Genomic DNA, 25,606 nt, shown 5'->3' on the forward strand with positions numbered 1-25,606 from the left:
GTAATCGTGGTTTTGGGCTGCTAACCTCAGTATGAGAAGTTTGGGAAAACTTTTTCTTAAGCCACTTCTCAACCGAAGGAAATACGAACTTACTAACATCCCCCCCCAATTGGGCGATTTCTCGAACAATAGTTCCTGAAATAAATTGATATTGATCCGATGGTGTCATAAACATCATTTCAACGTCTGGCAGAAGATAGCGATTCATTCCTGCCATCTGGAACTCATATTCAAAGTCTGATACCGCACGCAAGCCACGAACAATCACTCGGGCATTATTAGTATGCACAAAGTCTTTGAGCAACCCAGAAAAACTTATTACTTTTACGTTCGTATGATGACCCAGCACTTCCTGTGCGATTTCTAGGCGCTCGTGCAACAAGAAAAATGGCTTTTTATTTCGACTATCAGCTACCCCAACTACCAGAGTATCGAAAATACCGGAAGCACGGCGTACCAGATCTTCGTGACCACGGGTAATCGGATCGAAAGTACCGGGATAGACAGCGACTATCATCAATATTTCCCCTCCATGAAGAATCTAGCGGCACTATGGAAGTTAGTAGTAGTATATGAGCGGTTATGTAAAGCAGCTCGCTGGTAAGTTGGTACTTGATAATCGTAGACAGCACTATATCGCTAGTAAAAACAGCTAGTCCGCTTAGTGAATACGCATTATTCACTATTTTTACGTCGCAGCAAATGATAATAAACCGCCCCAGCACGACCGTAGCGTACGATACGCCACTCTCTTAAGAATGGCTGGTCGAGTATAGAACTGCAGATAGGCTGCTCTTGAGCCCCCCATACCCCAGATAGTGATCTATTAGATTCGATATAGATTGCTCCGCCAGGCGCTATAAGCGGTAATACAGGCGGTAAGGAACGTTCTAGCAGATCACTATCAAATGGTGGATCAAGGAATGCGATGTCAAACTCTGCCGGGGCTAGACCGGCCAGCAGCTGTAATGCGTCAGCACGCACTATTGCAATTGATTGCGTATTCAATTTTTTTCGAATTTCGCCCATTTGTGCAGTAATTCGTTCATCGCGATCAACCATTACCACACGCTTTGCGCCACGCGAGGCGGCTTCGAAGCCTAGAGCTCCAGTGCCAGCAAATAGATCTAAGCACACAAGACCATCTAGTTTTTGACCAAGCCAGTTAAATAGGGTTTCACGCACAATATCTGGTGTGGGCCTTAATGCCACTAGGTCGAGGACCGGTAACCGTGTACGCTTCCAGATACCGCCAATAAGTCGAACTTGATGCGGCGCATGACGTACTACAGTAGCATCATATCGTAATCCCGTGTAATCTGAGAGGCGCTTATGAGGAGGAGTAGAAGCAGCAAAAGGCACGGGGCGGAGTGTACGGCATATATAGCTCATCGATTTATTCCATTATCTGTCGGGGCGCGAAAAATATACATGATCTCAGCATAAACTAATCATCTTCCCGAGAAATGTTTTAAGAGAGGCGGCCTCACTATAGTTAATATCAAACTAAGAAAGATATTCGGCATTCTGCTAGAATGCAAGGTTTGGCGATAGCGCTCTGTTTCCGGATATAACGTCCCTCGACTATAGTATAGATAGTCTTATATGAACTATGTTCAGTTTTCTAAAGCGACTTAGAAAGAGTAATACACCTGCTCAACAGCAAGATGTATCCACATCGAACTCTACCCAAATCCTGAGCACACCTAGAACGCCAATACCAGCGCTTTCTAGGCCAATATCAGTAAATCCTGTCGTCTCATTAGAGACAGAAACCTTATCCCAAGCTGGAGTCTCACAAACGCTCACCCCTACTTTGCCAATAGCGCATGCTATGTCGCCGCTGCCCCCCCCAGACGTTACGGCTACTGAGGTATCCACTGCCTTGCCAAATACCATAAAGCGCATGGTCTCGGAGCCCCTTTCAGAGGTGTCGATCCAATCTGCGTTCGGTGGCATATCGCAGGGCATTCATCTCAAAACCGCTGAAACCCCTACGCAAAAGCCTATTCGTGGGATAAACGAAAGGATTATTGGAACTGTTCCGCCCCCCGCTTACAATCCAGATACGAATCGCTTATGGCTTATACGATTGAAATCAGGGCTCAATAAAACTAGCGCAGGCCTAAGTGGCATTTTTTCTAGTGTAAAGTTTAATGAGGCGTTATTTGAAAAGCTCGAAAGCGAGTTATTAATGGCTGACGTCGGCTTAGATGCTACGACTTATCTACTTAATGCCCTAAGACAGAGGGTACGCAGCGAGAAACTAACTGATACAAAACAGATTAAGCAATCATTGCGTAGGCTGTTGATCGAGTTGCTTATGCCGCTTGAGCTATCTATAGTTCTTGGCCGCGCACAACCACTAGTAATAATGATTGTTGGCGTTAATGGGGCTGGCAAGACTACAAGTATTGGTAAGCTAGCTAAGCACCTGCAGTTATTGAATCAATCAGTAATACTAGCTTCTGGCGATACGTTTCGTGCCGCTGCGCGTGAGCAGTTGGTAATCTGGGGCCAACGCAATAACATCACCGTAATTCAGCAGGAAAGCGCTGACCCTAGTGCAGTGATCTTTGACGCAGTCCATGCAGCGCGAGCTCGCCGTATGGATGTGCTAATAGCAGACACCGCTGGACGCTTACCAACCCAGCTTCATTTAATGCAGGAGCTTCGCAAGGTCAAGCGAGTAATCGGAAAAGCGATGGAGGGTGCTCCTCATGAAATACTACTAGTGCTTGATGCAAATACTGGTCAGAACACGCTAGCCCAAGTAAAAGCATTCGATGAATCACTAGGGTTAACTGGACTCATTATCACAAAGTTAGATGGTACTGCCAAGGGTGGAGTTTTAGCTGCAATCGCTCGACAACACCCGGTGCCAGTATATTTTATCGGCGTTGGTGAGAATATTGAAGATTTGCAACCTTTCGTTGCCGATGAATTTGCTGACGCCTTGCTCGGGTAAGCGTGCATCATAACTCCCGCTTCTGCAGTTGATTATCTGATGCTTGGATCGGTACAACTCAATCTATCACTTTGGTAATACACATGCTCTAGATTAGCGTCTAGATTAGCGATCAGATTTCGACGACTATCTTGATATCATTATTGATAATAGTAGCTTATACATAAGGTGCACGCTTGCCTAGCATTAACTCGATCTTAAAAAATGCCAACAATTTTATTGTAACTGATTTTGAAGCTCACTAATGCCCTATAAACAAAACATAGCAAAATAATCTATTTTAGATCAAATTATCAGAAAAATTAGGTCGTGGCTAAATTAGCGGATAGGCGATTGCTTATTGATGTGGAGACTTTTTAGCTATCTGCGTGTATCTTTAAGACACATCAATCCTCATTATTTCTTAAGTGCTTTAGAAGATCCGCAACACGTGCACACATAAACCAGGTACCATGAGCAATGCTGGTAAAATCAGATGATTGCCATGAATTGGCCAAACAAACACCCTGAGCTTTCTAGAATCAATCCCGGTGTATTAGGAAACATATGTCAATAAAATAGCACCTATTAGATATGCTCTAAGAGCCACTCTTTGCGTCTCCACGCGTTAAATTAATAAGAGCTATTGTAGCTACAATAGTATTGAGTGCTAAAATGCCGGGTAGCTCCGTGTTCGTAGCAGCACGTAAAGCTGTCCACACAAGGAATATACGAGTGTGTAATGAAATAACCCTACCGACTACGACCTCTGAAAGCCTAGTGCCAGCGAGAGCTCGGGCGCTTTCTGCAAAGTCAATGCTTCCGGGTGCATTGGGCAATCTAGATTCCTATATCCAGGCCGTTAATCGTATCCCGCTGTTATCGCAAGCTGATGAAACGCGTCTTGCGACCGAATATCGCGAGCAAAATAATCTAGATGCCGCACGCGAGCTTATTCTATCACATCTTCGGCTAGTCGTATCGGTCGCACGCAACTATATGGGTTACGGTTTACCGCATGCGGACCTAATTCAGGAAGGAAATATTGGCTTGATGAAAGCCGTAAAGCGCTTCGACCCGCGCCAGAATGTACGACTAGTGTCTTATGCGATTCATTGGATTAAAGCCGAAATTCACGAATACATCCTTCGTAACTGGCGAATGGTAAAAGTCGCGACGACAAAAGCGCAGCGCAAGCTGTTCTTTAACCTGCGAAGCCATAAACAAGGCATTCAACCTTTTACACCGGACGAAATCGCAGGACTTGCGAAGGAGCTAAACGTTAAATGTGAAGAAGTAACTGAGATGGAGAGACGACTAGCTGGTGGCGATATCGTGCTCGAAACACGGTTCGAAGACGGTGAGGAATCATTCGCACCTATTGCCTACTTAGCGGACTCGCGTACTGAGCCAACTGCAGTGCTCGCTTCACGACAGAGTGATCTTCTGCAGACAGAGGGTCTGGCTGATGCACTTAAATCACTTGATACACGTAGCCGTCGTATTATAGAAGCGCGCTGGCTGCATGTGCAGGATGATGGTTCGGGCGGCTTAACGCTTCATGATCTAGCGGACGAGTTCGGGGTCTCTGCTGAGCGAATTCGCCAAATTGAGGCGAGCGCAATGAAAAAAATGCGCGGGACGCTACTGCACTACACATGAGTTTTTCGAAACTCGCTAGAATTAGCCAACCCAGCGTTTGGTTTATGCTGTGATACGTCTATAGACAATAATACATAGATACCCAAGGTAATGTAGTAAAACTGCAGAAGTTTAGCGAGTCTAAGTCATTGCTTCTTACGTACCCTGTCTATAAAATAAGTTTGTTGAAATCTCGTTTTCCAACGAAGAACATGAAAAATTAAGTCTAGTCATGACATTTGTCATAGTACCGATACTAATTACACCGCCCTTGCGCAGCAGCCTAGTATGCTAGCATGGATACTGCAACGCCCTAAATTAGTTCGAGAGCTAATTGGGGTAGTAATAGCTAAATTCGTTATTTTGCTGATCTTTAAGTATACGTTATTTAGTTATCCTCAGACATTGCACATGGAACTGCCACCAGCTCAGGTCGCTCAGGCGCTGTTGTCTATCCCAGCTTTACATTCTGCCAGCTTCAGGTAATTATCATGATCAGTAGCGAAGTCGTTGACCTTTCACGGCTACAGTTCGCCATTACTGCGCTGTACCATTTTCTTTTCGTTCCTCTGACGCTGGGTTTATCTTGGTTATTAGTCATCATGGAAGCTCTTTATGTGATGACACGAAAGCAAGTCTATAAGGATATGTCCCAGTTCTGGGCTAAGTTATTCGGTATTAACTTTGCGATGGGCATAGTAACCGGAATTACTCTAGAATTTCAGTTCGGTACGAACTGGTCTTACTACTCTCATTATGTCGGAGACATTTTCGGAGTGCCATTAGCGGTAGAAGGTCTGATGGCGTTTTTCCTTGAATCAACTTTCGTGGGGCTAATGTTTTTTGGTTGGAACAGACTATCGCGCGTTGGACATCTGATCGTTACTTTCCTTGTGGCACTTGGCTCAAACTTATCAGCATTATGGATTCTGATTGCTAACGGCTGGATGAATCATCCAGTTGGCGCCTCGTTCAATTATAAGACCATGCGCATGGAACTCACGAGTCTTACTGAGGTGTTATTTAATCCAGTCGCTCAGCTTAAGTTTGTTCATACCGTGTCTGCGGGCTATGTAACGGCGGCGATGTTCGTGCTTGGCATATCTTCTTGGTACTTGCTGAAAAAGCGTGATGTTACTTTTGCATGGAGATCGTTTGCCGTCTCGGCTGCATTTGGTTTAATCTCAACTTTAAGCGTGATTGTACTCGGCGATGAGTCAGGTTACACGATCGGAAAAGTCCAAAAAGAGAAGCTTGCTGCGATTGAATCCGAATGGACTACCGAGTCTCCTCCAGCCACGTTTACTATCTTTGGATTTCCAAATCAAGAGGGGCAGTGCACGGATTATGCACTTCGCATACCTTACGTGCTAGGATTAATTGCTACGCGCTCAATCGACAAACCTGTAGTCGGGCTGTGCGATTTGATCTCTCAGAACGAGCAGCGTATCCAAGATGGTATCGTCGCTTATCGGGCATTACAAAAGATAAAACAAGGTGATACATCCGATGCAACACATGCGATATTTGACTCCTATAAAAACAATCTAGGCTACGGTCTACTTGTGAAGCGCTATGCACCAGACGTACTAAATGCGACTAATGCGCAAATCTCCGAGACAGCTAAACACTCTATCCCCCCCGTAGCACCAGTATTTTGGTCTTTCCGGATGATGGTTGGTTTAGGGATTTTATTCTTTATAACATTCATATTCGCTTTTTGGTTTTGCGCTACACGCAGTCTAACGCATAAGCGTCGGCGCTGGTTCCTACATTGGTGTACTTTAGCGATCCCGTTACCGTGGTTAGCATCTGAGTTTGGATGGATTGTTGCTGAAATAGGCCGTCAACCATGGACGATAACTGGTGTACTACCAACCTTTTTATCAGCCTCTAGCCTAGCACCTTTAGATCTGTACCTAAGTATTAGTGGGTTTATCGTATTTTATACAGCGTTATTTATTATCGAGATAACTCTAATGTTCAAGTATGCAAGGCTTGGACCATCATCCCTACATACTGGACGGTATAGCTATGAGCAACCGCACTAGTGTGACACTATAATAGCCTACGAAAGCTTCATGGACAAAGTCTTTGTTATATTACAATCTATGATTGACTATCCAACTTTGAAGGTCATTTGGTGGGCACTAATTGGCTTCTTGCTGCTTGGATTTGCACTTACCGATGGATTCGATATGGGTGTCGGCATACTTCTACCGTTCATTGGTAAGACCGATACCGAACGTCGTGTCATAATCAATGCAATTGGTCCGACCTGGGAGGGTAACCAGGTCTGGCTAATCACAGCCGGCGGCGCAATATTCGCTGCATGGCCGTTAGTTTATGCCGCCTCCTTTTCCGGCTTCTATTTTGCAATGCTATTGGTATTGTTTGCACTTTTTATGCGACCCGTGGGCTTTGAGTACCGTGCTAAACGCGACGATCCACGGTGGCATGCAAGCTGGGACTGGGCCTTGTTTGCCGGTAGCGCAATTCCAGCACTGGTATTTGGTATCGTGTTTGGCAACTTGCTTCAAGGCGTTCCATTTTATTTAGACCCAGAGATGCGTGTAACTTATCATGGTAGCTTCTTCGGGCTTTTAAACCCATTTGCACTACTATGTGGTACGATCAGTCTCGGTATGCTAATCGCTCACGGTGCAGCGTTTCTGCGCATAAAAACTGATGGGGCAATAGCTCACCGTTCATCGTATGTGTTATTTATCGCGGCACTAATTACAGTTGTATTATTTATCATAGCAGGCATCCTCATAGCTACCCAGATCACGGGCTTCAAAATTACTCAGGCAGCACCACTAGACGCAGCGGCTAACCCACTGCTGAAGCGCGTAATTACTGCACCTGGTCTATGGATATCAAACTATGCTGCATATCCGTGGACTATGCTTGCGCCTGCAATTAGTATTGCAGCTGGTATGCTGGCACCATTGCTTGCACTATCGAGTCTTACCATATTGAATTTTATTATGACGGGGCTATTAGTGATTGGTATAATCCTGACCGCGGGTATTTCAATGTTTCCATTTGTTATGCCATCATCAATAAATCCAATTAGTAGCCTGACGTTATGGGACTCGACATCGAGTTACCTTACACTAAGCATTATGCTGTTTATCGTAATTATATTTATGCCACTAATAATTTTATACACTGGATGGGTCTATCATGTAATGTGGGGTAAGGTAACCGAACAAGGGGTAAAAGGTAATACGCACTCGATGTATTAAATAGTGCTTACTTCAACAAACTAATTAAATAAAAATGTGGTACATGATCTGGATATTAAGTGTTAGTGTCGCACTTTCTTTTGGCATTATTAATGGAATGTGGCTTGAGATGGATTACGACGCAGAAGAGATGAAATCGTCTAAAGAGTAAAAAATATATTGCATAGTAACTAATTAATATATAGCTATTTATAGATTATTAATAGCTAATCAACTTCCAATACGTTTTTTAGGTTGTTTTATCTGCAGATGTTTAAACACTTAGGTTGTTGTTATTTCGTCGTACATTGCATATAGGTTTCATTCTTAAATACGATACTAAAAACATATCAGTAGTAATCTATGCGTGCTATAAAACTAAAAAATTAGACAGCCTGAAAAGCATTAAATAAATTATCACTAAATAATAGTATGCGCTTCGATTTAATATTTAGTAATATTACGTTTAATATATTGTATTATGTAGTACTCAGAAAACCAACGGACTAAAATAAGAAATTCTTTATCTATTACACTTAAACTAATCTAAAAACTGTAATGCTTAGATATCTTACAAAAGATATTTGAGTTAATTACATTACACGCTTATCCAACAAATAAATTAAAATTTAAATTTTTTATAAACGAACTTATTTTTTAACTGGTAATCTTTCTATGTATCTTAACAGAAAGCGATATGACATGTACTGATTTATATGTACTTATCTCTTTACCGAAAGTGTTTATATAATTAAGTTCCGCATAATACTAAGCGAAATATAAACAAAGAGATCTACACCGCATTATTGTAATAATTCAATTTATTAAATACTTAATAAGGTAAAAAATTACCGATTTTCTAAAAAATATATAGTATATAAAACATATTTTAGTATTAATTAAAATCTATAGTTATCAGATAATACAAAGAAAAAATATATCTTATTAGGATATTTTAATAGTTATTATTTTAATGTAAGGGTTGTCTTTTTTCTTGGAAATGATATTAAATTGATATTTCAAACTTTCACTCTAAAGTCATAGATTAATATTTATTAATTAGAGCACTATTTAAATAACTTTATTGTTTTTTGTAGCCGTACGATTGATATTGTTTATAGCTATCTAGTACTTTTAAAGTACCCTAAAATTTTTACATAACAATATTTATTTTTCATAAATTATTATGTGCCGAACTTTAAAAAATACTTAAATACTAGTTTGCATATCTAAATATTTAGATGCATTAGAAAGATCTCTTGCTCGCACCATATGATTTATAATCAATTTCGTTAACACGAATAATATTATGACCTTCAGGTGTCATTTGATCTATCGCTTTCCGCGCATAACCGTAGAGTATCTCAAAGGTAAGTGGTATCCGGCCGTCAGGCCGGCGTTGTGTTTCCAAGGCATCAAGTATACGATAATATGTACCTCGTGAAATCGATTTGCATAATGTATCACCGTTGGACACACCCCGCTGCGGTACTGCCCCCCATATACGCACATCCTCTAGTAGAGATTTCGGAGACGAATACATAACTGTCAGTGTATCCATATCTATTACTGGAATCTCAAAGCCGCTAGTAACTAACATATTACCTATGTCATGCATATCAAAAAAGTTGCGCATATTCTGGGAATTACTACCATCTGCGGCTGCTCTTGCACTACGCAACTCTTGCAGCGTATCCGGGCCGAGTGTGGAGAACATTAATAGTCCACCGGTTTTTAGTACCCGTTTCCACTCTAGAAATACTAGGTCAGGATGTGCGTGCCATTGCAGCGCAAGATTTGACCATAATAAATCAAAGCGCCCCGGCGCAAACGGTAATGCACTAAAGTCAGCTTGTATACGATTGCCTGGTTGGATATGACTTGTCGAGAAGTAACGCAGTACTGATAGCAAAAAACGATGCCAACCGGAGATATTACCACAACCTATAGAATACCCTGAATGCCCCGCACTAAGCATCGCCCGTGATAGATCTACACCATAGATAGTTGCCTGAACGCAGAGCGTTCGTAGTACATCGATATCTTCGCCCGCGCCACACCCCGCGTCGAGTACACAAGCTGGTTGAGACTTTATATATAGCAACCGCTTATGCATACGCCGTGCGACCTCGCGCGGAAGAAATGCCACATTCCGGAATTGTGCCGCATGACGATCAAAAACCCGCCTGAGCTGGCGTAACTTTAGGGTGGACTCCAAATACAAATTTGTATCTTTGTTTGTCGTATAGTCGCGATTGATTGACATGAAAGCAGATTTACTAGAGGGGTCGAATTATACTCATTCTACCGCTACGAGCTAGTACCACCTTTATTCCTTCTAATAAAGTAGGATGTTGTTTAGTGCTCTATTCTCTAGGCAAGTGAGCTTTGATTACAACTGCGAATAGAATCTTAATCTTGCAGTATCTAATACTGATTTAGTATATCTGATTCATGTAGCAATATATAGCAATGTAGCCAAACGCTCACTGAGCATGCTCCTGGATGTTAGTTAGAAACTAACATCCAGGAGCATGCAAAATAGTGGATCTTAGCTACCCAGAGATTACCTAACCCGGTCATCAAATCATAATTTATGTCTTAGGACTAAGATAAAGGTGCTTTATAATAATTACGTGCATATTGTGGACTACATATTATCGTTCTCAACATTGATAGGTCTAGTTTAATCCTCTATATAGACGCGCATTAAGCTATACTAAGATAGTGCAATACTGTAGGCGCCAATATCAAATGCTATTGATGGTTAGTAGAACTAAAGTGACTAGATAATTTTGTAAGCCCAATCATGCTTTAAAACATTCCGAAACTTCAGTTAGCGCTCAGAATATTAGCAAAAAACTGTTTACTAAATTAGTATTTAATGTGCGTATAATAATCTAAGATTTATCGGTTATCGTATCGATACTGTATTCATGCTTCATGCGTGATCTTAGAGCTTTCATTCACTATGCTATTGCCGTGCTGCTCATTAATCCGTGCTAGATGTTGATCGTATAGCGCCTGAAAATTTATTTCAGCTAAATGAATCGGTGGAAAGCCTGCCCGAGTAATTACGTCAGCGATATTTGCGCGTAAGTATGGAAAAATAATCGTTGGACATGTAATACCTATTAGTATATCGATTTGCTCGTTTGGAACGTTGCCGATGTCGAAGATTCCAGCTTGCTTAGCTTCGACTAGAAAGGCAATCTGATTAGAAATTTTTGCTGTTACAGTACTTGTTAAAACTACTTCGAACATATTATCAGCAAGCCGGCCTACGCTTATATTAACTTCAATTTCAGTACCGGGTATTTCCTGCTCCAAAAAAATTTCTGGAGAATTTGGCTGTTCGAGTGACAGATCTTTTAAGTAAATACGCCGGATGTTAAAGCGTGGTTGCTTGTTCTGTTGAACAGACATGAGCTTTCCTTCGTAAAAGAGGCATCTATAGTCGATACGAGCCATCACTGCTCGCTATGTGAATAAGTATAGTGAGGTAAGTTAGACGCATAGGCATAATACTTATGCCTATGCGTAGAGGAAAAAGCAAAGTTATCAAGTCTCAGGGAGACTAAACTACCTTAAGTAATGACCTTAATTCACCAGTACGATCGAGGGCGGATAGGTCAGCGTATCCGCCAACGTAAGTCGGCCCTATAAATATTTGCGGCACTGTACGTCGGCCTGTACGCTTCATCATTTCTATCCGATGCTTAGAGTCATGCTCGATTAGCACTTTCTCAATATGTACAACACCATATGACTGCAACAACTGCGCGGCTAGTTGGCAGTACGGACAAACCTGCGTGCTGTACATCACCACTTTTCTCATTTCGCTATCCTTACTTAACGATTGGCATGCCGGCCTGCTGCCAGGCCTTAATACCTCCCCGTAAAGTGAATACTGCTACATAACCAACCTCTTGTAATATATTCCGTGCTCTAGAGGAATGCTTACCATTTTGACAAACTAGTAGTACTGGTGTTTTTTTATTCTTAACTGTCTGGGTAATTTTGCTCTTTAACTCATTAAATAGCAGATGACGCGCCTGCGGTAGGTGGCCCCGGACGAATTCATCATCATAGCGAAGATCAATAATGACGGCGTTATGATGATTGATAAGTTGTATGGCCTTCTGAGGAAGATAGGAGTCGGTCTCGATAAGCGATAACCACACTGGCCATAGTAATAGCCCCCCAGAGACGACAGAAGTGGCGATCAATATAAGGTTAGCTGGTTCGGTGAAAAACTTCACGGATAAATTTAATTGAAAGAAGATGGGCTAGTTATTATAAAATACATCGTCTAGTGCAAGATAGCGGTTTACCGCTCCCTTACTGTCTATCTATATATATGTATACGCTTGTTTTCATCCGACACGGCCAATCAACATGGAATAACGAAAATCGTTTCACTGGTTGGGTTGATGTCGACCTTACTAACAAAGGCATAGCCGAGGCTAAAAAAGCCGGCGTTCTTCTTAAGCGGGCCGGATATACGTTCGACGTCGCATACACGTCTATGCTCAAGCGTGCTATTCGTACGCTTTGGCATGTGCAGGATGAGATGGATCTAATGTATATTCCAGTCGTGCATTCATGGCGCTTAAACGAACGGCACTATGGCTCGCTTTCCGGACTAAACAAAGCCGAAACAGCAGATCAGTATGGTAACGAACAGGTGCTAATATGGAGGCGTAGCTATGATACATCCCCGCCAGCACTCGATCCAGATGATCCGCGAACGTCGTACTATGACGCACGCTATGCTAACGTGCCACGCGAACTTTTGCCCCTTACGGAGAGTCTTAAAGACGCAGTAGTGCGCGTACTACCGATCTGGAATCAATCTATTGTGCCGACGATTCGGGCGGGCCGAAACGTTTTAATTACTGCACATGGCAATTCAATCCGAGCACTAGTCAAATACCTCAATGAGATATCAGATATCGATATTATCGGGCTAAATATCCCGAACGGTGTACCACTTATTTACACGCTCGACGCATCGCTTAAACCCATTAAGCATTACTATCTGTCTGATACCTTAGAAAACTGTGATGCGCAGCAGCTTCCTATTTTTTTATAATTAAATTACCAATAGCCTATCCAAGATCCCGGCATCTGTCCTAGTGACTTAATTACATAGATCTACGATAGGTCGGTGTGCTTTGTGACACTTGATCATGCGGTCACCACATATATGTGGTGACCGCACAGCTAGTTACGCCAATATTTTATTATAAGAGCGATGCATGCATATTCCAAAGCACTATTACCTGAGCGATAATGAAAGTTAAATGTATGCAAGCTAAAACCGTACAACTCCCTTATGTATGCGGTGCGCATTATTAGTTTCCAAGGGTGCGCCATAAAGATTGGCAGATAAACTCACAGAAATTGCATGTCAAGAACCGAAGCTGAATGGTTTAATTCTTGACTTGCATAATCATATTAATGATTTATGGCGCAGTGTAATCTGGATGGCCGAAACTCCGGATTCGATAGTCGTATCAACTAATAATGGATGTCTAATGCTAAGCAGACCCGTTAAAATACGTTTAAGCGCTATCAGTTAGTTGTCGACCTGCGGCAATGTACCCTCTTAAGAATCTACCAGCTATATATAAGACGGTGCCAATAGTAATGCTGGTGAATGCGTATTCAGAATTAGCATCCAAGATTGTCTCGGATGCATAGCGGGACCGGTATCGCTCGATTTATCAAGAAATCGGTGGAACCGTATGTCCGATAACTACCGATACCGCACTACGCCACATGCTGCCTATTACTATACACTCAGTATTTACTCGATCTAAAATAATGGCATCTCCCCAGAAATTTCAATTAATCAACTCAAGAGTGGTAATCTAGATAATGCTATAGCAGATAGATTATTCGCATTACTTAGATAATAAGCAGAATAATGCATGATAGCTCAGCAGGAAAAGTACGAGTAGAACCAGATCGAGCAGTTTCTTAAGCTCGCAAGACACAATTTAAGAAAAACGCTTGAACAATGCGAAAAAACGTTACAAATTACTAATTGTATTCATGAGAGCAATAACTTTGTGCTACACTAAATTAAAGACAAACCAATTCAAATTTCTTGCTTGCGGACCGAACAAAAAATATCCGAAAATAAGTCACGCACTACCCCATGTCCGAGTGCATCTCGGTTAGTTATATAACATATCCCCCTACATCAGCGCTTCTGGTATAGGTTAATTAGCGGTAGGCTAACCATGTGGAGTATTAAGATTACCCGCAATATGGGATGAAGGAAGTACGATGCATACTGCATGAATGAACGATCAACTGTTACGCTATTCGCGCCACATCCCACTCGATGAAATCGGCGTAAAGGCGCAGCAGCGTTTTCCAAGCGCACACGTATTAATTATCGGAATTAGTGGTCTAGGTTCGCCAGCAGCAATGTACCTAGCTTCAGCTGGCATTGGGACTCTAACCTTAGTTGACGCTGATACTGTGGAATTAACAAACCTGCAATGACAAATCCTGCATTCCAGTGACAGCATCGGACAGACAAAGGTCGCTTCGGGACATGCAACAATTTCTCGTCTTAATCCGGATGTATATGTTAATGCAATCAACTCGCGCGCAGATGATACGCTACTACAGAAATAGGTGCTCCGCTCCTACATCGTGCTCGATTGCACCGACAATTTTACGACCCATCACATAGTAAACTGAGTGTGTGTACAACATTGTGTGCCATTAATATCTGGTGCGGCGCTAGGCTTTAACGGGCAAATTAGTACATTTGATACGCGCGACTCAGCCTCACCATGCTATGCATGCCTTTTTCCGCCAGACCAATCGTGTGATGAGGTCGCGTGCTCGACACTTGGTGTCTTTTCCACATTAGTTGGTATTTATCGGCGCGATGCAAGCAGCCGAAGCATTGCGCATGATCGCAGGGGTTGGACATACGCTAGTTGGACGGCTGATGATTCTTAACGCAATGACTATGCATTGGCAGACAATACGTATTAGCCGTCAATCTGATTGACTCGTATGTGGTTCGATTCCACGCGTTACGCCTGCAATAAGCGCTCAAGTGCCCCCTGGATTTGTTCTGGCTCATATGATGCTAGAACGTCCTCGATCGGCTTTCTCAAATTTTTCAACCGAACACGCAGTACCTCTTGCTTAACTAGCAGTAACTGGCTCGGATGCATCGAAAACTCGGTGAGCCCCATCCCTAAGAGTAACCGCGTCAGCGCTGGATCGCCAGCCATTTCTCCGCATACGGATACTGGCACGCCGGCACGCTTTGTTTCGCGCAGTGTAATGTTAATCAGTTGCAGTACCGCTGGATGTAGTGGGTTATACAAATGCGCAACTGCGTTATCCGATCGATCAATTGCTAAGGTATATTGAATCAAGTCATTAGTGCCAATTGATAGAAAGTCGAGCCGCTTCAAAAATATAGGCAGCGCGATCACAGCAGCTGGGATCTCAATCATTGCGCCAACCTGTATATTCGGATCGAATGCTAGGCCCGCATCGTCGAGTTGTTGCTTGGCTTTCTCGATCAGGTCTAGCGTTTGATTTATCTCAAAAGTATGAGCAAGCATCGGGACAAGAATCCTTACAGGTCCGAAAGCTGATGCACGTAGAATAGGCCGTAACTGGGCGAGAAATATCTGCGGTTTAGATAGGCTCCAGCGAATAGCGCGCAGTCCAAGTGCCGAGTGGGGTGTTATCTCTAACTCCTGGGTCGCATCTATTAGTTTATCAGCACCAACATCGATTGTTCGTATTGTAACTGGCCGACCATTCATCGTCTGGACAACGCGGCGATAAAAGTTAAATTGCTGTTCTTCTTGAGGAAACTCGCCGTACGAGTTCATAAACAGAAATTCGGTACGAAACAGCCCAATTCCGACTGCACCAGCATCTAACGCAGCGCATGCATCATCTGGCATTTCAATATTTGCTAACAGATTAACCTTGGTTCCACATATAGTCCGTGTTGGCAAAGACTTCAAGCACTGTAGATTATGTTGCACAAGCTGTTTTTCACTTTGCCGGTATGTATACTTTTCTAAAATAAGCGGCGCTGGATTAACGATTACCATCCCACGGTCTCCATCCACGATAAGCATATCATTCTGTCGAATGAGTGCGCTTGCTTTCTGTATACCCACTGCGGCTGGAATGTCTAAGCTGCGTGCGACGATCGCAGTATGCGACGTACGCCCACCAAGGTCTGTAACAAACCCGAGCAACTTCTGCGCCTTAAAGTGCAGTATGTCGGCCGGTGAGATATCATGCGCGACGATAATCATCTCACTAATGTCGTGCTGCATGCTCTTAGCCATTATAGCGATTGTTGATAATCCAGCTAAGGCCCTTAATACACGCTCAATAACTTGTTCCAAGTCTGCCTTGCGTGCACGCAGATACTCGTCATCAATATTGTCAAAATTCTTAGATAGTCGCTCCAGTTGATCAGTAAGTGCCCATTCAGCGTTAAAGCCCCGTACCCTCATTAGCTCAATTACAGCTTCGACTAGAAGATCATCGCCCAAGATTAAGCCCTGAACATTAAGAAGTGCTCTTATTTCGTTTGGCGTATCCGACGGTAGCTTCGCATGCAACGTAACTAGTTCGTTATGAACAGCCTGCTGTGCAGCGACAAAGCGAGCCACCTCAGCCTCAATATATTTAGGCTTAACTAGATAATGATTAACGTCTAGCATAGCAGGCGCAATTAAATACGCCCGACCAATCGCGATGCCACGAGATACAGGGATTCCATGCAGCGTAAATGACACGCGCACCTCCTATAGTTGTGTTAGAGCGACTGGGGCAGTCTAATTCGCGCTTAACAACTAACTCATGCTAGATTCTATTACCTAGCCTAACAGATATCTAATACAGCTTTAGATAGTATGATGACTATAGGTTTTACTCTATATTTTTTGAAACCTTTGATTTCAAAGCCAGGAAACGTAGATTTCTATATAAGAAAACCGTTATTGCTGATGAGCTTGGCATTATTAATGCTCCCCAAACTTGTCCGCAATTAGCGCAAGAATCTTATCCATTGCCATTTGCTCATCCGGACCTTCTGTCTCGATGCTAACCGAGCTACCAATACCCGCTGCGAGCAGCATAACTCCTATAATGCTTTTTGCATTAATCTGTCGGCCGTTACGCGATATTCGGATCTCACAATTAAATCTGTTAGCTAACTGTGTTAGTTTAGCAGACGCTCGAGCATGAAATCCTAATTTATTAATGATCGTTGCTTCTTTTTGAATCATATTCTGGTTATGATTAAAATCATAGAGAGTCAGATCGAAAGAAAGCCCGGAAATCCCCACCGTATAGCGTTAACGTAGACTCATTAGTCGCATAGAGCGGAATGAGGGCACCTTGCGAAGAGTTTTATGTTATATAGGATATACCTATATTTTCATGAATGCCTCTCTAGGCACTTTTCGGTACGTTTTATTAGCTACATGTCAATAGAAGAAGCAATGTGTACACACTTCGCGCACTAACATCGACAGACTGATATCTTATATCAGTCGAACATATGACAATATATACTGTAGTTATGCGTACGAGTCGGTAGCACCGTTACATCAGGTATCATATCTAGTGCGCCGATGTTCGGCGGTAAATAGAGCCATAAGGCACGACACAATCTTGTGATTCGACTCTAGTAGTGCATAGGCAATGAACGGCCCCATATTAGCCCTACATAAAAATCGCTAGGAACTTTATTAGTTTACTAAACTGATGCAGATTATTCCGACCAGGTATCATCTAATCGCATACTCTAGAGCGTCGACAAACATTGCCGCAATATCAAGCCCTGTTTGTTCAGTAAGCTCGCGGAAACATGTCGGACTTGTCACATTAATCTCTGTTAGCCAATTGCCAATCACGTCTAATCCAACTAAAAGAAGGCCGCGCTCAGACAGAACTGGGCCGAGCACGGTAGCAATCTCGCAGTCACGCAACCCCAGCAACTGTCTACGCCCAACTCCACCGGCGGCTAGATTACCTCGAATTTCAGTGCCTTGCGGAATCCTCGCGAGTGCATAGGGCACTGGCTTTCCACCGATTAGTAGAATACGCTTATCGCCGTTTTTGATCTGTGGAATATATTTCTGTGCCATCACATTGCGCGAACCATTATCGCTAAGCATCTCAATTGTTGAGCCTAGATTCATGCAGTCCTTGCGTATGCGGAATACCCCTCTTCCACCCATACTACCCAATGGTTTAAAAATCACATCTTGGTTTTCGCTGTGGAATGTCTGAAGACGTACCATATCGCATGTAACGATCGTAGGCGCAGCGAACTGTGTAAATTCGCTAATTGAGATCTTTTCGGAATGATCACGAATTGCACGTGGTTTATTAAAAATTCTTGCGCCTTGCCGCTCGGCAATCTCTAAAAGCCAGGTTGATGTCACATACTCCATGTCGAATGGGGGGTCTTTTCGCATGAGCACAGAACTAAAGGTGTTTAAACAGCGATTTTCTAAGCGTTCTATGTTGTACCACTGGCCCAAATTTGTATAATCGCCGACAATCGAAAAACGCTGTACCCTGGCCTCGATACCACCCCCCGTATATACAAGGTGCCGAGGCTCACACGCATAAAGCACATAACCGCGCCGTTCGACCTCGACCATCATCGCGTATGTTGTATCTTTATAAATCTTGAACTGGGGCAGCGAGTCAGCAATAAATAGAATATCCATGGGTTGTTCCGGCAATATCGGCTATTCAGGGTGTATTATCGAGGTACTGCTGTACTCTAGTAAGTTACGCAAGGCGCGCCTCTTCGTTATCCTACTAATTTACCTGATGCAGCTAACAGTTCAAGGAAAGTAATAGTGCAATACTTATGCTACATGTGACCTTCAATTCACAGAAAGAACTTGAGCTCACGGCCACTTAAATCCTGATAGCTATAATCTAGCGAAAACTGGATATTCAGATTTTTGGGAAGGTAGGTTTAATACCATATTTATTTTTATTGAAGTTACACATAGGCTTGTGATTGTATCTGAATCAATGTAGTGTCCATCAGCTTCTTAGCCACAGTATCACGACACTATCGCTGCTGCCAATATCTTTAATTGAGCATATACTAGTATAAAGTGCTACGTAATTTATACTAAAGTGCCAGATTATAAATCTAATAGGATTAAAAAGTGTCTTAGCGCAGCCTATTTTGGGGCTAAATTGCCAGCATAAGTCTTCTACTACTATCGTATACAGCACCTAATAATCAATAGTTTACTTTCAGCTATTTATGGAGCGCACTGCAATTCAATCGACTCTAATACGTATTCTGAATATTATTATCTAAACATAGTTATGTTAAAGATAAAAATCAAAATTCCTAATAAATACAGGTAGTTTCTTACTATTTATTCTAATTTATTTATATACACCGTACAATTTTAGTCTATTATGTCTAATTCTATCGGGATGTTTCGTCAGTATATGCATAAGTGTACATAGTTTTTTTACCGAAACTAAAATAGTTTCCATATTATGATGCAGTCATTACTTTAATTACTTTCCTAATTCTAACTACAGTAGCTACTAGCTATTAATCGCAATTCGAAGGTCATTATCGGTTTCGCAATACAGCAGGAACTCTCTTTCTAGCAATCAAAGTTATAGCCTCGATCATTACAGTGTTTAAAAGATATGATTGTTATCATAGAGCACATTATGCATCTTTACCTTATCTAGGTTAATTAATTTAATGAGCACAGCAATACGTTTCATAGCATTGAATTATCTCAATAATAAGCCGCTGCGACTTAAGCTACCTATAGTGATAATTGTACAATATAGTATGTTTACAGTACTTCAAGCAGTGCAGAAGTATTACGATCAATATCGTCGATACAGCATGCGAAAATCTTGGTTAGAATCACCTAACAGCCTCACTGCGCGGTTGAACATACTATATCCCTTATCGCCCGCGTGACCATAGTGATAGACTGGAGCAATGCATAAACTTTATGCTGTATTTTAGATTTAGGAAAAAATAATGAAACAGTCTAATGGAGTGTTAGACATAATGGAGTGTTAGACAATTTGAAGTCTAACTTTAGCAAAATGCTACAAAATTCGCTTGCAAAAGATGTCGAGCGCAACATCAAAGCGATGTTTTCGCAAAGCTTCTCTAAATTAAATCCAGTCACGCGTGAGGAATTTGACGCACAAGCTAATATTCTAGACCGCATTCAGCTGAAGCTCGAAGGGCTAGAGCGACGCGTATATCAGAACTTTAATTAAAGAAAAGGCTGCCTCAAGAAGGCTGTCCGCGCATCTAAAAGAGCCCTTTGCTCATGCCCGCTGCTCGTTACAATATACGAGTGATAATTAGACTCTAGCTATATTAATCTATCTAAGTTTAATCGTTAATTCTACTCTACTTTACTTGTAGAACTCGCGTGGCATATTTGGACTATTATAGTAATTTGGATACGATCATAGCAATCTGTATCGCACTCGATTTATATGTACAGTATGCTTTTAAAATATTTTCTTATCGTATAAGGGGTATATCAAAGTGCAGCACGTAATCTTATTTCTGGAAAGAAGTGTCCTTCTTTAAATAAATCTACCTAATTTAGTGTGTTTATTGCAACTCTAGAAAAGAAAATACACTTTAACAACAATTGTATTATTACAATCTAGCCGTATTAGATTTATCTAGTTTATACTTAGATTTCGTTGGCAATTATCCCAAGAGAGTTGCAAATTGACCCGAAGAGTCCTGTAAAAATCCAGGTCTTATCCCTGAAGAGTTCTCCCGCTCTGCTGTTTCAGCACTCTTATTCTGTAATAACGCCCGCACCTAACGCCTGTACGTCTGCATAATAGCTTGAGCGCACCATTGCACCAACAGCTGCATGTGAGAAACCCATCATATAAGCTTTTTGCTCATACATTTTAAAACTGTCTGGGTGCACATAGGTACGCACAGGAAGATGATGCTTCGATGGTTGAAGATACTGGCCAATTGTTAACATGTTAACATCATGTTCCCGTAAATCATGCATAACCTGTAAAATCTCCTCTTCAGTTTCGCCAAGCCCCACCATTAATCCAGACTTTGTTAAAACGTCTGGATGTAGTGACTTAAAATTCTTCAAGAGATTTAAGGAGTGAGCATAGTCTGAGCCTGGCCGTGCTTCTTTATATAGTCGCGGTACAGTTTCAAGATTATGATTCATGACGTCCGGAGGCGCTGTGTTAAGAATGGTTAAGGCGCGCTCTAATCGACCCCGAAAGTCTGGGGTTAGTATCTCAATCTGAGTTTTTGGCGAAAGATCTCTAATTTTCCGGATACATTCTGTAAAATGTCTAGCACCACCATCGCGTAAATCGTCTCGATCTACACTGGTAATCACCATATAGCGCAATTTTAGCATGGCAGTGATACGTGCCAGTTTGATCGGTTCGTCTTCATCTAGTGGGTGTGGTCGTCCATGCCCAACATCACAGAATGGGCAACGACGTGTACACCTATCCCCCATAATCATAAATGTCGCAGTCCCTTTGCCAAAGCATTCGCCGATATTCGGGCAACTACCTTCTTCGCAGACTGTATGCAGATTGTTCTCGCGCAGAATGCGTTTTATCTCATAAAATCTAGAGTTACTAGTTGCAGCTCTCACACGAATCCAATCTGGTTTATTTAATTTCTCAATTGGTACAATCTTAATTGGAATTCTCGACGTCTTAGCCCAAGATTTTTGTTTTGTACCTTGATTAATGGTAGAGCAAGAGATATGTATCTCAGATTCAGCGAGAGGAACAAATAAATTAGGAGGCGTCGTCGTCATATTGAATTCTATGCAGTAGCAACTATATCCGGCTTAGCCGTCCACAAAGTTAACATTCTCGCTCGCCACATCGGACGATGGAAAAACGGCGATCGGAGGTAGATTAAACATTAGTCGCTCGGCAAGTATCTGTGCTACTTCATGCCAATTTGCTAATACGCCAAGTGAAGCCATATCAACCGTTTGGAGACCTACATAACCACATGGGTTAATATTGTAGAATGGTTTAAGATCCATTTGGAGATTAAGACTCACGCCGTGATACGAACAACCATTGCGGATTTTTAAACCAAGCGCTGCAATCTTTGCAATAATATTTTGATTAGAAGATCTAACTTCTACATAGATGCCTGGCGCGCCAGCTTGTCGCTTACCAACAAGATTATACGTCGCCAGAGTATCAATCACTGCTTGCTCAATGCACGTCACTAAATCACGGACCCATATCCGTCGGCGCCGTAGATCAGTCAAAAGGTAAGCGATGACCTGACCTGGACCATGATAGGTAATCTGTCCACCACGATCGACCCGGATAAGTGCTATGTCATTATTTTCGGTCAGCAAATGCGCGCTATCGCCTGCCTGACCTAGCGTATAGACCGGAAGATGCTCAACCAGCCAAATTTCGTCGGTGGTAAATAACGTGCGTTTAGCAGTAAATACACGCATAGCGTTAAAGCTTACCTCGTAGGATTCAACACCACGCCAACGCAAAATTATATCATTAAACATCTCAGCTCAAGCGGCCGGCTTTGTGCTAAGGTCAATCGACGGCACAGACATCATCCCGTTAGTTTGTCGGTAAATGTTATTACTACTAGGCGACTACGCAGATAAAGCTGACAACGACTTTTAGTATATCATCTGCTAACTGTGGAATATTGTATCAACTACTAGAGAATAATTTGTTTATTTATTGTATAAATACAACTCCGATGGCCAATCTTTATCAGACATCATGCTTATCTCCCAAAATATTCGGATAAATAGTAGGTCTATAATATAAATAGCGTATTTTAGGTGGCTCATACAAATAATTAATAGAACCTGCTAGTAGCATTAGAAATTAACAACGAGATATTAGTAAGTCTACTATAGACGAGCTTTACTACACTAATCTAAGTGCATTAATGCCTTCAAGTGCCTCGACCCTAAACCTTTATAAAAAACGCAAGAACCATGTACGACGGTCTACGCTGCTATTTACTAAATAAATCTGCACATTGGAGACTTAAGCCAGCATGTCTTTGATTGATCTGTATAATTTGCGTAACGATAATAGAGGGTCTTTGTTTCTAAGTAATCGGATCTCAGAAGATGGATCTTATAGGATGTTATATGTAAGCCCGTCAGTTATATTGTAAACTCTGCTGGAGACATAAGAAGTTATTACTTACAAAAAATAATTAATAGACTAGCGCGTTAGTCTATTAATTTAGAGACCTAAAAGCCCCCCCCGATAGATTATTCATTTGTCTATCTAAGGATTTTTCTAGGAAAAGACAGTTATTCTGCATAAAATAGTCCCCATGACTCGTACGCACGTGAGACACGATGTGATCCTCTAATGCCCGGGACATATAGATACTATATTACATATGTAGTTGTGAGACTGCTATATATCCGGCTGTTATAGCACAATCCTTACCATCGGGTGGCTAGTGAGCACATAGTAAAGAGCGTCTAATTGCGCACGGCTAATTGCACGCACAGTCACTGTGACACTAATATAGTTACCATTGCTGGAATTCTTACTCTGCACTTTAATATTGTCGAACTCAAAACCAGAATTTTGAATTACCCCAACAATAACCCGCTCAAATTTCGGATGCCACTTGCCAATCACTTTTATTGGAAAGTCGCATGGAAACTGTAATAGTGGTTTATTCAGCGAATTTATAATCTCGGCCATTTAGTCCCCAAGTTTATACATCGCACTCTTGGTAACTACGGTAGCTAATCACTTTATTTTCACGTCACGCCTTCTTAGAAAACATCATGAGTACTGTATCACACAAGCGTCCAAAGATTCCAGCTTCTGGCATAGCTTGTAGGGCCACAGCCGGAAACTGCGTTAGCACATTATCTTTGACGGTAACCTTTACCGCACCCACTATTTGTCCATCAGAAATGGGGCCAACAAGCGGGCTATAGCCTTCTAGCACTGGTGTAATTTTCTCTCCCATACCATGTGGAACCGTTATGTACTGGTCTTTCTTAACTCCGATCGGTATCGTATATTTTTGGCCTTTGTACACACGTAGCGACTCAACAACCTGGTTGGCCTTATACAATAGTATTGTGTCATACGCTTCGTAGCCATAGTTGAGCATATTCAAGCTATCTTGCGTGCGATCACTCTCTTTTGGTTCCCCCATCATCACACTTACCATCCGGCGCGACGCGTTTGAAAACGCCCATGGCAAGGGCCGTTTTGCACTAGCAATAAGGCAATAGCCTGCTGCTTTAGTATAGCCAGTCTTAAGTCCATCTACAGAGGGATCTATCCACAACAATCGGTTGCGGTTTAGCTGCTTAATCTTATTATATGTAAAATCTTTGACCGAAAAGATTGAATAATACTCGGGATAGTCTAACATCAGGTGCGCTGACAGCACAGCAAGGTCAGCTGCACTTGTATAGTGCAGCTGATTAGGCATGCCACTGACATCAATATAGTGCGTATTTTTCATGCCAAGTTTTTGTACCGCTTCGTTCATCATCTCTACGAAGTGTGCCTCGCTACCACCAATAAGCTCAGCTAACGCAATAGCTGCGTCGTTCCCAGACTGCACGATCATCCCGTACACTAAATCATGTACGGTTACGGGCTTTTTTGCCTCGATAAACATGCGCGATTCATCTGTATGCATGCGACGGATCGACTGGCTTGGTACTACAATTTGCTCCATCGAAATTTTTTTAGTCTTCAACATATCGAAAACTAAGTACGCCGTCATTAACTTGGTTAATGATGCAGGCTCCACTCTTTTATCGGCATTATTCGACGCAAGCGTTTGCATGCTACTAACATCGACCAGCACCCAGGAGCGCGCATTAACCGCAGGAGGTGGAATTTGTGCGAGCACATCGCTAGAAACGATCAGGGCAGATGCGGAGAGTATGGTAGGTAATACACATGAAGGTTTCAAGACGCGTGTGATAACGCGCCAGATAAAGATCAAACTCATAGCAATCGAATGAATGTTAAACATAAAAGTTTGGTCAGCGACTGCTATAACAGGCGCAATACTAACCGATTAAACTACAAGTAAACTAAACTCCATACGCCGAAGCAGAGAGTAGTATTTATTGTACACGCCAACTTTCAGTACTGCATAAATGCGGTTATGCTATTGTGACTTGTCGAATAAACTAAGGTGCATAAAATTTATGAGACTCCCTGGTTAAACGAAATCAAGGGGTGTTTATTCGTACCTCGATGACTACTTTAGTGGTCGTTATTGAATAATTGGTTTTCAATCGACGAAACCTGTTCTCTCTCGCACAACTAGACAATAATAACGAAATATTGTATCTAGGTTACTCTTTCACTGGGCATGCTAAACTACACGCTTGTGTTCAGGCGAATTTAAATTCTCTACCAGCTGTTGGTATAACATTCAGAAATGACAGAATGAAAAAACCGCACCGTTAATGTTAAACGCCAGTTGCGCAGTCAGAATATTGCTATGTAATACGAGATTGCACTCAAAAAATTACTGGAGTCGTTTACAATTTCTATTGTGCTCAGTAAAGGGCAAGCGCTTATAGTTAGGGTCCAAACCTAAGAATCTCTTACATATAATTAAGCCCGCTCTAGATAGGATTTAATGACATAGGAGTTTTACTTCAATCTTGGTTCATAAGACATAGATAGAATCGATCAATAGAGAAGCACCCTATAAGTTATCTAT

General features: G+C 42.0%; 21 protein-coding genes and 2 pseudogenes. 9 read left to right on the forward strand and 14 right to left on the reverse strand.

Annotated elements, in window-relative coordinates:
* Positions 1–49: 49 nt before the first annotated feature.
* The 3 genes and pseudogenes from coaD to GKR41_RS03625 all read right to left on the reverse strand — a co-directional run.
* Positions 50–517, reverse strand: a pseudogene (gene coaD / locus GKR41_RS03615) (pantetheine-phosphate adenylyltransferase); the annotation flags it as partial.
* Positions 518–675: 158 nt separating this feature from the next.
* Positions 676–1,392 carry a 16S rRNA (guanine(966)-N(2))-methyltransferase RsmD gene (rsmD, locus tag GKR41_RS03620; RefSeq protein ID WP_226809797.1) on the reverse strand — a complete coding sequence of 239 codons (717 nt, stop codon included), beginning with the start codon at positions 1,390–1,392 and terminating at the stop codon, positions 676–678.
* Positions 1,393–1,656: 264 nt separating this feature from the next.
* Complete coding sequence (locus GKR41_RS03625; protein ID WP_226810269.1) at positions 1,657–1,959, reverse strand: hypothetical protein; 303 nt, start codon at positions 1,957–1,959, stop codon at positions 1,657–1,659.
* On the opposite strand from GKR41_RS03625, the gene ftsY reads away from it, so the two are divergent.
* The 6 genes from ftsY (at position 1,844) to cydX (ending at position 7,990) form a co-directional block, all read left to right on the forward strand.
* A complete protein-coding gene (ftsY, locus tag GKR41_RS03630) occupies positions 1,844–2,968 on the forward strand; it encodes a signal recognition particle-docking protein FtsY (RefSeq protein WP_226810258.1) in 1,125 nt (374 codons plus the stop codon). The genes GKR41_RS03625 and ftsY overlap by 116 nt on opposite strands.
* Before the next feature lie 714 nt (positions 2,969–3,682).
* A complete protein-coding gene (gene rpoH, locus GKR41_RS03635) occupies positions 3,683–4,609 on the forward strand; it encodes an RNA polymerase sigma factor RpoH (protein WP_226809798.1) in 927 nt (308 codons plus the stop codon).
* Positions 4,610–4,876: 267 nt separating this feature from the next.
* Positions 4,877–5,074, forward strand: coding sequence for a cytochrome oxidase putative small subunit CydP (gene cydP / locus GKR41_RS03995; RefSeq protein WP_338140482.1), 198 nt, complete (start codon positions 4,877–4,879; stop codon positions 5,072–5,074).
* A 5-nt stretch (positions 5,075–5,079) separates the two neighbouring features.
* Positions 5,080–6,639 carry a cytochrome ubiquinol oxidase subunit I gene (locus tag GKR41_RS03640; RefSeq protein WP_226809799.1) on the forward strand — a complete coding sequence of 520 codons (1,560 nt, stop codon included), beginning with the start codon at positions 5,080–5,082 and terminating at the stop codon, positions 6,637–6,639.
* A 63-nt stretch (positions 6,640–6,702) separates the two neighbouring features.
* Entirely contained in the window at positions 6,703–7,839 is a 1,137-nt protein-coding gene (gene cydB / locus GKR41_RS03645) for a cytochrome d ubiquinol oxidase subunit II (RefSeq protein WP_226810259.1), read from the forward strand.
* A gap of 43 nt (positions 7,840–7,882) precedes the next feature.
* The gene (gene cydX / locus GKR41_RS04100; protein ID WP_420885677.1) at positions 7,883–7,990 is read left to right on the forward strand and encodes a cytochrome bd-I oxidase subunit CydX; all 108 of its coding nucleotides are present in this window, start codon (positions 7,883–7,885) and stop codon (positions 7,988–7,990) included.
* Positions 7,991–9,064: 1,074 nt separating this feature from the next.
* On the opposite strand, the gene GKR41_RS03655 is transcribed toward cydX, so the two are convergent.
* From GKR41_RS03655 to GKR41_RS03670, 4 genes are all read right to left on the reverse strand, one after another.
* Entirely contained in the window at positions 9,065–10,084 is a 1,020-nt protein-coding gene (locus tag GKR41_RS03655) for a methyltransferase domain-containing protein (RefSeq protein WP_226809800.1), read from the reverse strand.
* A 668-nt stretch (positions 10,085–10,752) separates the two neighbouring features.
* On the reverse strand, positions 10,753–11,244 hold the full coding sequence (gene secB, locus GKR41_RS03660; RefSeq protein ID WP_226809801.1) for a protein-export chaperone SecB: 492 nt from the start codon (positions 11,242–11,244) through the stop codon (positions 10,753–10,755).
* A 151-nt stretch (positions 11,245–11,395) separates the two neighbouring features.
* Positions 11,396–11,656 carry a glutaredoxin 3 gene (gene grxC / locus GKR41_RS03665; RefSeq protein ID WP_226809802.1) on the reverse strand — a complete coding sequence of 87 codons (261 nt, stop codon included), beginning with the start codon at positions 11,654–11,656 and terminating at the stop codon, positions 11,396–11,398.
* A 10-nt stretch (positions 11,657–11,666) separates the two neighbouring features.
* Positions 11,667–12,080 (reverse strand): rhodanese-like domain-containing protein, encoded by a 414-nt coding sequence (locus tag GKR41_RS03670; protein ID WP_226809803.1) that lies wholly within the window; start codon positions 12,078–12,080, stop codon positions 11,667–11,669.
* A 98-nt stretch (positions 12,081–12,178) separates the two neighbouring features.
* Here GKR41_RS03670 and gpmA point away from each other — a divergent pair, with 98 nt between their 5' ends.
* Positions 12,179–12,913, forward strand: coding sequence for a 2,3-diphosphoglycerate-dependent phosphoglycerate mutase (gene gpmA, locus GKR41_RS03675; protein ID WP_226809804.1), 735 nt, complete (start codon positions 12,179–12,181; stop codon positions 12,911–12,913).
* A gap of 1,217 nt (positions 12,914–14,130) precedes the next feature.
* A pseudogene (locus GKR41_RS03680) lies at positions 14,131–14,857 on the forward strand (HesA/MoeB/ThiF family protein).
* Between the two features lie 25 nt (positions 14,858–14,882).
* On the opposite strand, the gene ptsP reads toward GKR41_RS03680, so the two are convergent.
* The 3 genes from ptsP to gshB all read right to left on the reverse strand — a co-directional run bounded on the left by ptsP (position 14,883) and on the right by gshB (position 18,575).
* The gene (ptsP, locus tag GKR41_RS03685) at positions 14,883–16,628 is read right to left on the reverse strand and encodes a phosphoenolpyruvate--protein phosphotransferase (RefSeq protein WP_226809805.1); all 1,746 of its coding nucleotides are present in this window, start codon (positions 16,626–16,628) and stop codon (positions 14,883–14,885) included.
* A 225-nt stretch (positions 16,629–16,853) separates the two neighbouring features.
* Positions 16,854–17,120 (reverse strand): HPr family phosphocarrier protein, encoded by a 267-nt coding sequence (locus GKR41_RS03690; RefSeq protein WP_226809806.1) that lies wholly within the window; start codon positions 17,118–17,120, stop codon positions 16,854–16,856.
* A 504-nt stretch (positions 17,121–17,624) separates the two neighbouring features.
* Positions 17,625–18,575 carry a glutathione synthase gene (gene gshB, locus GKR41_RS03695; protein ID WP_226809807.1) on the reverse strand — a complete coding sequence of 317 codons (951 nt, stop codon included), beginning with the start codon at positions 18,573–18,575 and terminating at the stop codon, positions 17,625–17,627.
* A gap of 1,378 nt (positions 18,576–19,953) precedes the next feature.
* Between gshB and GKR41_RS03700 the strand changes: the two genes are divergently transcribed.
* Positions 19,954–20,133, forward strand: a complete 180-nt coding sequence (locus GKR41_RS03700) for an accessory factor UbiK family protein (protein WP_239024482.1) — start codon at positions 19,954–19,956, stop codon at positions 20,131–20,133.
* A gap of 542 nt (positions 20,134–20,675) precedes the next feature.
* Here the strand turns inward: GKR41_RS03700 and lipA are convergent.
* The 4 genes from lipA to GKR41_RS03720 form a co-directional block, all read right to left on the reverse strand.
* The gene (gene lipA, locus GKR41_RS03705) at positions 20,676–21,689 is read right to left on the reverse strand and encodes a lipoyl synthase (protein WP_320412911.1); all 1,014 of its coding nucleotides are present in this window, start codon (positions 21,687–21,689) and stop codon (positions 20,676–20,678) included.
* A 33-nt stretch (positions 21,690–21,722) separates the two neighbouring features.
* The gene (gene lipB / locus GKR41_RS03710; protein WP_226809809.1) at positions 21,723–22,421 is read right to left on the reverse strand and encodes a lipoyl(octanoyl) transferase LipB; all 699 of its coding nucleotides are present in this window, start codon (positions 22,419–22,421) and stop codon (positions 21,723–21,725) included.
* 898 nt (positions 22,422–23,319) lie between these two features.
* Positions 23,320–23,601 (reverse strand): HP0495 family protein, encoded by a 282-nt coding sequence (locus tag GKR41_RS03715; protein WP_226809810.1) that lies wholly within the window; start codon positions 23,599–23,601, stop codon positions 23,320–23,322.
* Positions 23,602–23,665: 64 nt separating this feature from the next.
* Positions 23,666–24,904, reverse strand: a complete 1,239-nt coding sequence (locus GKR41_RS03720) for a D-alanyl-D-alanine carboxypeptidase family protein (protein WP_420885654.1) — start codon at positions 24,902–24,904, stop codon at positions 23,666–23,668.
* Positions 24,905–25,606: the final 702 nt, after the last annotated feature.

Origin of the sequence: Candidatus Vallotia laricis, assembly GCF_020541325.1 — a bacterium.
Classification (GTDB): Bacteria; Pseudomonadota; Gammaproteobacteria; order Burkholderiales; family Burkholderiaceae; genus Mycetohabitans; species Mycetohabitans laricis.

Bases quoted from the DNA above. Each gene is read 5' to 3' on its own strand.
- rsmD (WP_226809797.1), bottom strand. From the start codon at position 1,392: ATGAGCTATATATGCCGTACACTCCGCCCCGTGCCTTTTGCTGCTTCT.
- GKR41_RS03625 (WP_226810269.1), bottom strand. From the start codon at position 1,959: ATGCCACCGAACGCAGATTGGATCGACACCTCTGAAAGGGGCTCCGAG.
- cydP (WP_338140482.1), top strand. From the start codon at position 4,877: ATGCTAGCATGGATACTGCAACGCCCTAAATTAGTTCGAGAGCTAATT.
- GKR41_RS03640 (WP_226809799.1), top strand. From the start codon at position 5,080: ATGATCAGTAGCGAAGTCGTTGACCTTTCACGGCTACAGTTCGCCATT.
- cydX (WP_420885677.1), top strand. From the start codon at position 7,883: ATGATCTGGATATTAAGTGTTAGTGTCGCACTTTCTTTTGGCATTATT.
- GKR41_RS03655 (WP_226809800.1), bottom strand. From the start codon at position 10,084: ATGTCAATCAATCGCGACTATACGACAAACAAAGATACAAATTTGTAT.
- secB (WP_226809801.1), bottom strand. From the start codon at position 11,244: ATGTCTGTTCAACAGAACAAGCAACCACGCTTTAACATCCGGCGTATT.
- grxC (WP_226809802.1), bottom strand. From the start codon at position 11,656: ATGAGAAAAGTGGTGATGTACAGCACGCAGGTTTGTCCGTACTGCCAA.
- gpmA (WP_226809804.1), top strand. From the start codon at position 12,179: ATGTATACGCTTGTTTTCATCCGACACGGCCAATCAACATGGAATAAC.
- GKR41_RS03690 (WP_226809806.1), bottom strand. From the start codon at position 17,120: ATGATTCAAAAAGAAGCAACGATCATTAATAAATTAGGATTTCATGCT.
- gshB (WP_226809807.1), bottom strand. From the start codon at position 18,575: ATGGATATTCTATTTATTGCTGACTCGCTGCCCCAGTTCAAGATTTAT.
- GKR41_RS03700 (WP_239024482.1), top strand. From the start codon at position 19,954: ATGCTACAAAATTCGCTTGCAAAAGATGTCGAGCGCAACATCAAAGCG.
- lipA (WP_320412911.1), bottom strand. From the start codon at position 21,689: ATGACGACGACGCCTCCTAATTTATTTGTTCCTCTCGCTGAATCTGAG.
- lipB (WP_226809809.1), bottom strand. From the start codon at position 22,421: ATGTTTAATGATATAATTTTGCGTTGGCGTGGTGTTGAATCCTACGAG.
- GKR41_RS03715 (WP_226809810.1), bottom strand. From the start codon at position 23,601: ATGGCCGAGATTATAAATTCGCTGAATAAACCACTATTACAGTTTCCA.
- GKR41_RS03720 (WP_420885654.1), bottom strand. From the start codon at position 24,904: ATGTTTAACATTCATTCGATTGCTATGAGTTTGATCTTTATCTGGCGC.